General features: G+C 50.1%; 9 protein-coding genes and 1 tRNA gene. 4 read left to right on the top strand and 6 right to left on the bottom strand.

Translation table 11 applies throughout. The features are described from left to right. Positions 1–415 precede the first annotated feature (415 nt). The 3 genes from BLR64_RS22760 to BLR64_RS22750 all read right to left on the bottom strand — a co-directional run bounded on the left by BLR64_RS22760 (position 416) and on the right by BLR64_RS22750 (position 3,814). Positions 416–486 (bottom strand) — tRNA-Gly (locus BLR64_RS22760). Positions 487–557: 71 nt separating this feature from the next. After that, positions 558–2,690: a putative bifunctional diguanylate cyclase/phosphodiesterase gene (locus BLR64_RS22755; RefSeq protein ID WP_090717887.1), complete on the bottom strand. Its 2,133-nt coding sequence runs from the start codon at positions 2,688–2,690 to the stop codon at positions 558–560. A gap of 164 nt (positions 2,691–2,854) precedes the next feature. Continuing rightward, positions 2,855–3,814: an aldolase catalytic domain-containing protein gene (locus tag BLR64_RS22750; RefSeq protein WP_208607218.1), complete on the bottom strand. Its 960-nt coding sequence runs from the start codon at positions 3,812–3,814 to the stop codon at positions 2,855–2,857. A 238-nt stretch (positions 3,815–4,052) separates the two neighbouring features. On the opposite strand from BLR64_RS22750, the gene BLR64_RS22745 reads away from it, so the two are divergent. The 4 genes from BLR64_RS22745 (at position 4,053) to BLR64_RS30410 (ending at position 6,760) form a co-directional block, all read left to right on the top strand. Continuing rightward, a complete protein-coding gene (locus tag BLR64_RS22745) occupies positions 4,053–4,295 on the top strand; it encodes a FeoA family protein (RefSeq protein WP_090717884.1) in 243 nt (80 codons plus the stop codon). Beyond that, on the top strand, positions 4,292–6,304 hold the full coding sequence (gene feoB, locus BLR64_RS22740) for a ferrous iron transport protein B (RefSeq protein WP_090717882.1): 2,013 nt from the start codon (positions 4,292–4,294) through the stop codon (positions 6,302–6,304). The genes BLR64_RS22745 and feoB overlap by 4 nt, the downstream gene beginning before the upstream one ends. 38 nt (positions 6,305–6,342) lie before the next feature. Next, positions 6,343–6,525, top strand: a complete 183-nt coding sequence (locus BLR64_RS22735; RefSeq protein WP_068721137.1) for a FeoB-associated Cys-rich membrane protein — start codon at positions 6,343–6,345, stop codon at positions 6,523–6,525. A 97-nt stretch (positions 6,526–6,622) separates the two neighbouring features. Beyond that, positions 6,623–6,760 carry a hypothetical protein gene (locus BLR64_RS30410; protein WP_167360763.1) on the top strand — a complete coding sequence of 46 codons (138 nt, stop codon included), beginning with the start codon at positions 6,623–6,625 and terminating at the stop codon, positions 6,758–6,760. A 116-nt stretch (positions 6,761–6,876) separates the two neighbouring features. Here BLR64_RS30410 and BLR64_RS22730 read toward each other — a convergent pair whose 3' ends face one another. The 3 genes from BLR64_RS22730 to BLR64_RS22720 all read right to left on the bottom strand — a co-directional run bounded on the left by BLR64_RS22730 (position 6,877) and on the right by BLR64_RS22720 (position 10,444). Beyond that, complete coding sequence (locus BLR64_RS22730) at positions 6,877–8,397, bottom strand: leucyl aminopeptidase (protein ID WP_090717879.1); 1,521 nt, start codon at positions 8,395–8,397, stop codon at positions 6,877–6,879. A 144-nt stretch (positions 8,398–8,541) separates the two neighbouring features. Continuing rightward, positions 8,542–9,642 (bottom strand): ATP-binding protein, encoded by a 1,101-nt coding sequence (locus BLR64_RS22725; RefSeq protein WP_090717876.1) that lies wholly within the window; start codon positions 9,640–9,642, stop codon positions 8,542–8,544. Between the two features lie 394 nt (positions 9,643–10,036). After that, entirely contained in the window at positions 10,037–10,444 is a 408-nt protein-coding gene (locus BLR64_RS22720; RefSeq protein WP_068721132.1) for a hypothetical protein, read from the bottom strand. Positions 10,445–10,487 lie beyond the last annotated feature (43 nt).

Here is a 10,487-nt window from a genome sequence, read left to right as displayed (position 1 = left end):
AAAATTCCGTGTGGGGGAGGGTCTCCCCAGTTCACTGCACTATCTTTCAATCCATGCCGTTCCCATTACGCCGGAGGATTCTTCACTGCTGTTCCAAGTTCTGCACAGCTTCCTTGGCCTTCGTCTATATGCACGAGACTCGGCACCCTCTTTTTCCCTTTGCAGGGCCTTTTTGACGACGCGGCAGGATTCACTTGATGTTGCGGCCTGGATTGTTGCTCGCCCGCTCTCTGACCGGTACTTTTGTCGATGCGCTTTTACACATAGATTTCGCCATGCGCAAGCATCCTAGCTACAAAGGTGGCTTGGTCCCTCCTTTGGTTGGACTTTCACCAACTAGATAATGCGTGCCTCTGGGCACGCCGCACAGAAAAAACCCTTGCGCCACAAGGGTTTCAGAAGTAAAACAGATATAAGCGGGTGATGGGAATCGAACCCACGCTATTAGCTTGGAAGGCTAAAGTTCTACCATTGAACTACACCCGCGTAAATACAATGAAGACAAAGAGTATTGTATCATCCCACAGACTAAAACGCAACCCTATGACTATTGTATTTTACCTTTGTACCGGTAAACCGAGCAAGGGCTTCAGGAAGGCCGCTTCAAATTCAGCCGCTTTGATCGGCTTGCTGAACAGATAACCCTGGGCTTCATGGCAATGCTGCTGGCGTAAAAAGTGCAGCTGGTCCTTGTTCTCCACGCCTTCTGCCGTAACCTTCAGCTTCAGGTGATGAGCCATTGACGTAATCGTCGAAACAATAGCCGCATTGTTGCTGTCCTCCATTACCTCGGAGACAAAGGAACGGTCAATCTTCAGCCGGTCTATCGGCATGTTCTTCAGATAATGCAGCGAGCTGTACCCTGTGCCGAAGTCATCAATGCTGATGAAAACACCCAGCCGCTTCAGGCGGTTAAGCTGGTCGAAGGCCGTCTCCTTGTCCAGGGTCATGCTCTCCGTGATCTCCAGATCGACATAACACGGATCTAGTCCGATCTCCTGCAGTAGTGCGTCTATTTTGCCGGCGAGGTTCGGCTGCAGAAATTGGCGCATGGACAGGTTAACCGAGACGCAGATGTGCCGGTAGCCCGCCAGTTGCCATTCCTTGTTCTGCTGGCAGGCTGTCCGCAGCACCCAATCGCCGATCGGAACGATCAGCCCGCTTTCTTCGGCAATCGGGATAAACTCGACGGGTGAGACAATCCCCCGTTTGGGATGCTCCCAGCGCAGCAGTGCCTCCATACCGACTATTTCCTCTGTTTCAAGCTGTACCTGAGGCTGATAGACAAGATAGAATTCATTCCGCTCCAGCGCCCGGCGCAGATCATTTTCCAGCTTCAGCCGTTCTTTGGCCTTCATCTGCATGGACGGGATATAACGCCGGATTTCCACATTCTGCTCTTTGGCATTATGCACTGCCGTATCCGCATTCTGAATCAGCTGCTCTGCTGTATTTCCGTCTCCGGGATAAATGCTCATCCCCAGGCTTAACGAAATGTGATACTCTCCCGACTCGAGCTGAACGGGTGCTTCAAACAGCTGCAGCAGCTTGGACGCGCGGACCAGACAGCTTTCCACCCCTGTCCGTTCTGTCATCAGGAACGCGAACTCATCCGCTCCCATACTGAACAGCTCCTCATTTGTCTTTACCTCATTCTGGAGCCGCTGCGATACGAGCTTCAGCAGAAGATCACCGGCATAATGGCCCAGGGAGTCATTGATATTTTTGAAATGGTTGATGTTCATGATCACTACTGCCGAGAAACCGCTGTGCCCTTTGGCTTTTTCACTGCGGGCCATCATTTCTTCCACACGCTGCATCAGCCGCCGCCGGTTGGGCAGGCCTGTCAGATCATCATGATAAGCCAGATAGTTAATTCTTGCTTCAGCCTGCTGGTTCTCATGAAACGGTTCTTCAATCGTCAGCCGGTAAACCCCGGTCAGCATCAGATAATAGGCGATCCCGCTGCTAAGCATACCAAAGAGATTATCCATCTCCCCCACACTGAGCAGATTCATGAAGAATACCTGAGCCAGCGCAAAAAAGATTAAAGCACGGATAATAATGAGCATTGAAGCGGATTTTTCAATTCTGCCCGGATATACGATCATCCCCACGCTAAGCAGATAGATAAACAGAACCGCCATATCTACCAGATGCTTGACCGTACCAAGCCAGGAGTAAGCCTGTAAGCCCGGTGTAAGGATATCACTGAATACCAGTATCAACAGTGAGAGAGCGATGACGACAAGGGACACAGTAAATACTTTTTTCTTGCCACTTACGGATACCGGCTCATCTTCCTTGCTGAATATTAACAGGATACCGAAGGCGCTGGCCAGACGCGAGAAGGTAAGCAGCCAGAGGGACTGGTCCGGACTGATGATTGAGGAGATTGCCGGTATGCCCACAAAGCTCAATGTGTGTAAAAAATCAAAGGTGCACACCCCTAAAAACAAAGCGGAGATGTACAGTCTGGATTTGGATAATGTATCGGAGAAAAACAGGCTGCCTTGGGCAAAAATTGCAAAACCGAATGCTATATTGCAGCAGCCGATTATAAGATAGAGCGCCAGCATTACATCCTGGTTCTCAATCTGGCTAAGCGGTGTACGGAAAATCTGAATCAGAAGGAACAGCACCGCCCCTAAAACTGCTGCCTGTATTGTCTTTCTCTCTTCTTGTCTCATAAGTCCCTCGCGTCTGAAATGATATCTATGATTAGTATGGATAATATATTCAAGCCCTTCTATAAATATCGGCTTTGAAGTCCTGTAAAGTTACATCCCCCATACAATATAAAAGAAAAAGCACTGTCCCCGATTAGAGGTCAGTGCTTCTGCCCAGATAAAAGCTATTTATCCCCGAAAGTAACCTCAGGTGTTGTTAGCTTATCATAAAAGTCAACAGCCTTATCCTTGTCTTCCGATGACCGCAGTGCCATCGCCGACCGCGGATGCTCGTCCAGGGTACCCGTAATCATGTACGGAATGATATATCCCCACTCTTCCTTTTCGCGGAGCGGAATCATCAACTGTTCAATAATATCAAGCACCGGGCGCAGTGTATATTTCGTGTTCTTCAGGTGGGTAACCAGCAGTTCGGTCGGGCAGTTGCCAGCAGCACGCCCCATTCCGTAGCAAGAAGCATCCAGCAGTTCTACTCCGAGCTCTGAGGCAATAAGAGTATTGGAGAACGCCAGCTGCAGGTTGTTATGAGTATGCACGCCCAGCCGTTTGTTCGGAAGGTGGGTTTTGAACTTGTCCACCAGGTATTTGATGTCATTATGATCCAGGCTGCCGTATGAATCTACAATGTATACCACGTCTACAACGCTGTCGCGGATCATATCAAAGGCTTCCAGAAGCTCATTCTCCATTACATTGGACAACGCCATAATATTTATAGTCGTTTCATATCCGCGGTCATGGAAAATCTGTACCAGCTGCAGCGCCTTGTCCACATCCTTGCTGTAGCAAGCCACACGGATCAGATCCAGCATGCTCTCGCTGCGCGGCAGAATATCATTTTCATCGACCCGGCCGATATCAACCAGCGCCGACAGTTTGGTATTGCCCTTTTGCGGGATAACCTTGCGCAGAAAATCATCATTCAGGAACCGCCAAGGTCCGGCGCTTTCCGCCCCCTTAAGCAGCTTTGGGGAATTTTTATAGCCGATTTCCATATATTCAACACCAGCCTCGTTCAGACCGGCATACAATTTTTGTACAAACTCGACGCTAAAATCCCAGTTATTAACAAGTCCTCCGTCACGGATGGTACAATCGACAATTTTACTCTGATTATTCTTCACAATTTGTTCTCCCTTCAGCGTATCCTTCATTATTTCCGCCAGCATAAGCTTACTATGCAATCATTATCGTACAATCATACTTTAATGAAGAATAAAATGTAAAGATTATTCTGCTATCTTCCATATCTGTTTTCAGTTCGAAAGACCGTGATTAAAATCATGGACAGATGCCGGACAAAATGCTACATTACAAGAAATTAATGAGATTGATTATCAGTCTCTTTTGGAGGGATTATTAATGGCCTCTTCATCCTGCTCTTTACTTCACTTACAACCGGGCTCGACAGGTTCCATTTATAGAATTGAAGGTATGAATCCTATTTTGCGGCGTCGTCTTGCAGATCTTGGGGTGTCTGAAGGCGTTAAGATTTCCCTGAAAGGTAAAGGACCCTTCATGGGCCCTATCACATTGGAGTGTAACGGGCAGCTGTTTGCCATTCGCCGGAAGGAAGCTTCCCGGATTGAGGTGAACGTATCATGAGCTCAGTCGCTCTTGTAGGCAACCCTAATACCGGAAAAACCTCGCTTTTTAACACGCTGACCTCCTCTTACGAATATGTGGGGAACTGGGCAGGTGTAACCGTCGAGAAAAAAGTGGGCAGCCTGAAGAACGGCGCCGGCAAGCTGATCGATCTGCCCGGGATTTACTCCCTTCATCCGCTCTCCCGCGATGAGGGCGTGGCTGCGCAGTATTTAATCGAGGAATCTCCGGAAGCCTTGGTTAATATCGTTGATGCTTCACAGCTGGAGCGCAATCTGCTCCTCACCCTGCAGCTCCTTGAGTATGGAAAGCCTACTGTGCTGGGCCTCAATATGATTGACGTTGCCAAAGCGCGCGGTATTCAGGTCAGCCCTGAAATCCTGCAGAAGCAGCTGGGCATTCCAGTCCTTCCGCTTATCGCCAGAACCGGCAAAGGCAGCGGTGAAGTGCTTACTGTCCTGAAGGAAACCTCCAGCATTCCGCCGGTAAGCTTCCGGCTTGATTACGGGGAGCTTGTTGAGCAGGCCATTCAGGCTATCGAGCATGAGCTCAAGCAGACTGCCGGCTTGCCGAACCACCGCTGGATTGCTCTTCAGCTGATGGAGCAGAATCCGGTAGTCCTGGAGCTGCTGCGCAAACGCTTTGATACCGGACGCCTGCTCGGCATTTGTGATGCTGTGCAGAGCGAGCTGCAAAGCCGAAAGCTGGCCCTGACGCTGCCGCAATGGATCCGTTCAACCCGCAAGGAATATATTCATTCCTTATGCCTTGAAGCGATGGATACAACTGCCCAGAAACCGCATACTCTGACGGAAAGACTGGACTCCATTCTTACTCACCGTTATTTTGGACTTCCTTTGTTCCTTGTATTTATGTATGCCATGTTCAAAGCCACCTTTGACTGGGTTGGCGGTCCCCTCTCCGATATTGTTGACGGCTTTATAGCCGGCCCGTTCAGTGACGGTGCCAACTCTCTGCTCCAGAGCATCGGGGCTTCAGAATTCACCCATGCGCTGATTGTGGACGGTATTATCGGCGGTGTGGGCGGTGTAATAGTATTCGTTCCGCAGATCTTTATCCTGTTCCTGATGATATCCTTCCTGGAAGACTCGGGATACATGGCCCGTGTGTGTCTGCTCATGGACAGTACTATGGAACGGATGGGGCTGAACGGAAAGGCCTTTATTCCTTTTATTATTGGCTTCGGCTGCAACGTTCCGGCGATAATGGCTGCGCGCAGCATCGAACAGCCTAAAGACCGGATGCTGACAACCCTGCTGATGCCGCTGATGTCCTGCTCCGCCCGGCTGCCGGTTTATCTCCTGTTCGCAGCTGTATTCTTCCCGGCCCAGCAAGCTACCGCAGTACTGGCAATGTATGTGATGGGCGTTGTCTTCGCTCTGATATTGTGCAAGCTGTTCTCGAAGCACTTGTTCAAGAATGAGTCCTCCGTCTTTATCATTGAACTTCCTCCTTACCGCATGCCGCAGCTGAAGACACTCGGCCGCAGCACCTGGGAGAAAGGAAAGGGGTTCCTGCGCAAAGCAGGAACGATCATCCTGGCAGGCTCAGTCATTATCTGGCTGATGTCCTATGCAGGTCCAACCGGCTTCAATGTGGATATGGATCACAGCTTCCTGGCCAAATTCGGCGGGCTGATCGCACCGGTCCTGCAGCCGCTCGGCTTCGGAACCTGGCAGGCCGGATCGACGCTGGTTCCCGGCTTCCTGGCCAAAGAGGTGGTTGTATCCACGATGAATATCATTTACCACACTCCGGATAACGCCGGTCTGGAAAATCAAATAGCACAAGTGTTTACACCGCTTAGCTCCATCAGCTTCATGGCCTTTATCCTGCTTTATATCCCATGCTTGGCCACTGTAGGGGTAATCAAGAAGGAGACAGCGTCCTGGAAGTGGACTTTCTTTTCTATGGGCTATTCACTGGCGCTGGCGTATCTGGTGTCGCTTATTATTTTTCAAGGCGGACGGTTACTAGGATGGTCGTAAAGACCTGGGATGGTCATTAAGAAAGCGGGGAATAAATAATGATAGTCAATATCGTGATCGTAGCTGCGGTTTTCGGTTATTCCGGATGGATGATCTACCGACATGTACAGAAAGGCAAGCAAGGAGCCTGTGCGGGCTGTGACAAAAGCAAGAGCTGCTCGGCAGCCTCGCTGGATTCGCCCTTCTCCTGCAGCTCAGGGGCGGCTGACGGCAAACTCTAGGGCTTCCAACTTCATACATCAGGTTTAAACGCTTTGGTATCGGGGTATGTTTGTTATAAGCAATTGCAGCTAGACCACTACCTAAGGAGGAATAACAATGAATACGAAAAAAACGTTATTTACTACCGCAGCATTGGGAGCAGTATATTTGCTTAGAAACAAAGACACCCGGAACAAATTAATGAATGGCATCCAGTCCTTCACTAATCAGGTTAAGGCTAAACGTAACGGCTGAACCGACTCAGCCCGCATGCAGGAAGTCGTCAATCACAGCTAATGCACGCTAATAAGCCGTAAAGTCCGTCCCCCGGACTTTACGGCTTTTTGTTGGCAATTGTTCCCCTTCCTTCTCTACCTGCGCCCAGGAAGGCCCGGACCGGATTCACCGCTGAGTCCCAGCAGATATTCCAGCAGCGTCCGGACCATGACTCCCGTGGCCCCCTTGGGATTGACGCCCCGCTCCTTGGACAGAAATGCCGTACCAGCTATATCCAGATGAATCCACGGAGTCCCTTCGGCAAACTCGCCGATAAACAGCCCTGCTGTGGAAGCCCCGCCGAATCGGCCGGCAGCATTACGGATGTCGGCCACCTCGCTTCTCAGCATCTCTCGGAACTCGGGGTATACCGGAAGCTGCCAGATCTGCTCCCCTGACCTCTTGGAGGCATCCAGCAGCTCCTGTAAAAACTGTTCGTCGTTAGTAACTGCACCTGTAGCAATATCCCCCAGGATAGACAGAACAACCCCTGTAAGCGTAGCTACGTTAATAAGCCGTTCTGCTCCCCATTCCCGGGCATAGGTCAATGCATCACCGAGCACCACCCTGCCCTCGGCATCAGTGTTCAATACCTCAACTGTCTTTCCGCTCAGCGTAGGGATGATATCACCCGGTTTGAATGCTCCTGCAGAAGGCATATTCTCAGCCGCAGGAATGACCATGACTACATTGATCTGCGGACGCAATCTGCCGAGCGCTTCAATGACACCGAGCACAGCCGCTGCCCCCCCCATATCGCTGATCATATCCTCCATACCCGGGGCCCGCTTGAGCGAAATACCGCCGGTATCAAAGGTGATCCCTTTGCCTATAATACCTGTCACATTACTCCATTCACTGGCTCCCTGATAGCGGATGACAATCATCCGCGGGGGATGTACACTGCCCTTGCCTACAGCAAATAGTCCCCCCATCCCCTTCTGCTGAATCTCCCGTTCATCCAGCACCTCTGCCGGCAGTCCATGCCGCTCAGCTATTTCTATGGCAGCCGCCGCAAGCCCGGACGGGGTCAGCAGATTCCCCGGGAGATTAGTCAGCTCACGGGCCAGATTGGTTGCATCCGCAAAAGCCGATCCCCGCTGTATTCCCATACGCCAGCTCTGTTCCAGCGCATCTTCTGCAGGGAGCTGCGGCTGCATTTTAACTATTGACAGCCCCTTATAAGAAGCCTGCTCCTGCTTGTAATGCTTCCTGCGGTATTCGCCAAGCATCAGCCCTTCTGTCAGTGCCTGTGCCGCCGTTATCCCCTGAGCCAGCAGATATTCAGGAACCTCAACGGTAAGCACTGCCGCCTTCATCCGGACAGCCACCCGGGAGATATGTGCTGCAAGCACTCTGAGCTCACCCGCACCAGGAATTTCCTTTCCGCTTCCGGCCAGAATAACTGCAGAGTATTGGGATGGATCCGCTAGCGGGAGTATATAAGTCTGATTCAGCTTGCCCGCAAAAAGCCCTGCTTTGGCTACAGGCTCGATACCCTTTTTCCATTCTGCCGCAAGGCTGCCACCATCCAGCTCGGCCTCGGATACAATAATACATAACACTTCACCTTCTGGCCCGGCAGACAGGCCTCCGATATTCCATTCAATATTCATGGTCTTTCCTCCCGCTATTCATGAAGCCTGCGGATCCTGATCACGCAGATAAGGCTGACTTCCCGCACTAGCCGTGCAACACAGGAATCAGCCTCTTTAAGATCATTATATTATAATGCATGGCTCGCTCAGATAACAGCCCGTCTATTGTATAAGCGGCAGGGAGATGACGAAGCGTGTGCCCACATTAATTCTGCTGCTGACCGAAATGCAGCCTCCGTGGTTCTTAATAATCCGGTCACTGACGGACAGCCCGAGTCCCGTCCCATTCTCCTTGGTAGTGAAAAAGGGATTAAACAGCCGGTCAAGCGTACAAATATCCATTCCTTTCCCGTTATCAGAGATGAAGATGCGGACCTCTGCACCTTCTCTGCGGGCCCCGACCTCAATTTTGCCTATACAATCATCCGCTCTCTCTGTAATCGCTTCCATCGCATTTCTTATCATATTCAATACTACCTGTTTCATTTGTTTGGCATCTCCGGATATGATCATATTATCATGAAACGGATGGAGATCAATCTGGCAGCCCTTCATCAAGGCCTCGCTCTCCGTAAGCAGGACCACCTCTTTGAGCAATGCCGAAACAGGAATCAGGCTTACCTGCGGGGCAGAGGGTTTGGATGATGTCAGAAACTCATGAATAATGTCATTGGCCCGGTCAATTTCTGCGAGAATAATCTTGGCATATTCCTCCTTGCCCAGCTGATGCAGGTGGGGGTGCAGGAGTTGGATAAATCCGCGGATTGCCGTCAGCGGATTCCGGATCTCATGTGCAATAGAGGCGGATAATTTGCCCAGCATAGCAAGACTATCATTCTGGTAGGCGGTCTGCTCGATCAGCTTATAATCGGAAATTTCCTTAAACGTATACAGGTAGCTTCCCTTCATCTGTTCACCGGTATGCAGAGTCACCCGCCAGTAACGGCCATATTCATCTACAAATTCGTAATTCGGCTTACCCTTCTGCACCATTTCCCGGTATCCGCGCAGTACCTGCTTTTTCTTAAAGCGGTTCAGCTGAATATTCGCCAGCAGGTGAGTCATTGTGCAGCCCAGAAGGGAATGGCGAGGCAGCTCAAGTATGCCGTACATTTGTTTATTTAAAAAGGTCAAAACTCCATCTTCATCAAACAGCATAATTCCGCTGTCAATGTGCTCCAGCACATCCTCATATGTAGAGTTCATCATCATGGATTGAAACGTTCTCGGCAAAAGCAGGCTTTCCTGAAATTGGCTTATCACGATACGAAGTTCCCCCTTTTACTGCATTTGGCATAGACGCTTAAGCGACATCAAATTACTATGTAAATGAGTATATGACGAAGCCGCCAGAACATTCGGAAATCGTATTATATTATCCAACCGTTTCAACTATATTCCAATCATATCCAAGAGAAGAAGACAACGCAATCGGAGAAACTGTCGAATGGCAAAAAACTTGTTAAAATGATTCTAAAGGCATACTAATTTTATCGTAATTCTCACATAGCAGCGGAAAACCCGGTTTTATTTATAAATTCACGCCAAAGAGGCCCCGCTTATGCGGAGCCTCTTTGGCTATTGGACCGTAACCGGCCATAACGAAATGGAGAATGCAAATCCGGGTAGAAGGATGTCGGCCGGACTAACGTGCGAATCAGGCCTTCTGCTGCAGCCGGAGACGCCGCTGGCTCATTACAGCCAGACGTTTTTTAAGCTCCCGCTCCCATTTGCTGTCCCCGATCTGCTTGGCAACAGCCAGGAGGTCAAGCGCCATGTCGATCTGGCTCCGGATAATGGCCAGCGGGTCTTCGCTCTCCATGTTAATGACATTCTCAAAGATCGCTTCCTCGTCTTCCATCACATAATCCTGAAAATCAACGTCAGTAACACCATCGCCATGAGCATATTCCGCAAGAATCTCATACTCATTCTCGACTTTGTAATGTACCTCTACCCGGTGGCATACCGGGCAAAACAGCAGGGGAACATTATGGACTTGCGTGCGATAATGTTTAAGGGTTCCCTTCGTTCCAACCATACTCGCTCCACAGCAAAAGCTCATTATTGTTCACCCTCCTTGGTTAAGTTCCATTGATTTCTTATTA

The organism is Paenibacillus typhae, assembly GCF_900099765.1.
GTDB lineage: Bacteria > Bacillota > Bacilli > Paenibacillales > Paenibacillaceae > Paenibacillus_AQ > Paenibacillus_AQ typhae.
Note: the sequence above shows the minus strand (reverse complement) of the source record. Positions and strands in the feature narration are given on the sequence as shown.

Coding starts and splice junctions, on each gene's coding strand:
- BLR64_RS22730 (WP_090717879.1), bottom strand. CDS start 8,397: ATGAATATTGAATGGAATATCGGAGGCCTGTCTGCCGGGCCAGAAGGT.
- BLR64_RS22735 (WP_068721137.1), top strand. CDS start 6,343: ATGATAGTCAATATCGTGATCGTAGCTGCGGTTTTCGGTTATTCCGGA.
- BLR64_RS30410 (WP_167360763.1), top strand. CDS start 6,623: ATGAATACGAAAAAAACGTTATTTACTACCGCAGCATTGGGAGCAGTA.
- BLR64_RS22720 (WP_068721132.1), bottom strand. CDS start 10,444: ATGAGCTTTTGCTGTGGAGCGAGTATGGTTGGAACGAAGGGAACCCTT.
- BLR64_RS22755 (WP_090717887.1), bottom strand. CDS start 2,690: ATGAGACAAGAAGAGAGAAAGACAATACAGGCAGCAGTTTTAGGGGCG.
- BLR64_RS22745 (WP_090717884.1), top strand. CDS start 4,053: ATGGCCTCTTCATCCTGCTCTTTACTTCACTTACAACCGGGCTCGACA.
- feoB (WP_090717882.1), top strand. CDS start 4,292: ATGAGCTCAGTCGCTCTTGTAGGCAACCCTAATACCGGAAAAACCTCG.